This window comes from Halomonas sp. GXIMD04776 (assembly GCF_049808615.1).
Classification (GTDB): domain Bacteria; phylum Pseudomonadota; class Gammaproteobacteria; order Pseudomonadales; family Halomonadaceae; genus Modicisalibacter.
On the sequence record NZ_JBNCAN010000070.1, the window covers coordinates 1 to 581 of the forward strand.

The 581-nt window shown below is 65.6% G+C and carries 1 protein-coding gene; it reads right to left on the reverse strand.

Translation table 11 applies throughout. From position 1 onward, the window contains the following. Positions 1 to 581: IS3 family transposase (locus tag ACPF7Z_RS19430; RefSeq protein ID WP_425194882.1), on the reverse strand; the 581-nt coding region annotated here is incomplete at both ends.

Consider the following 581-nt stretch of genomic DNA (forward strand, 5'->3'; position numbering starts at 1 on the left):
CCGAGCCCGCATGCTCAATAAAGAGACTAGACTGAGTGTCCCAGCAGTTCCCCTTGCGGCTCATCGAGGCCTGGAACCCGTGCCGATCCAGCGCGGATCGGTAGTCATGTGACGCGTACTGGCTACCGCGGTCGCTGTGATGTATCAGTCCTTTCTCGGGCTGCCGGCGTCCTACGGCCATCTCCAGGGCGTCCAGTACCAACTGCGTGCGCATGTGATCTGCCATCGCCCAGCCCACCAGCTGCCGGTCGTGGAGGTCGAGCACCGCCGCCAGATAGAGCCAGCCCTCAAGCGTCCAGATCGCCGTGATATCGGCCACCCAGGCCTGGTTCGGTGTCGCCACCGAGAACTGGCGGTTCAGCAGGTTGGGCGCCACCGGCAGGCTGTGCTCACTGTCGGTTGTATGACGCCAGCGGCGCCGCTGCTTTGCCTCTACGCCGGCTTCCCGCATCAAACTACGGGCCTGGTAACGGCCGACCTCGTAGCCGCGGCGTCGCAGCTCTCCGGCCATGCGGCGGCTGCCGTAGCTACCGCGCTTCCGGCGATGGATCTCTCTGACCTCGCGGAGCAGGGCCTGTCGA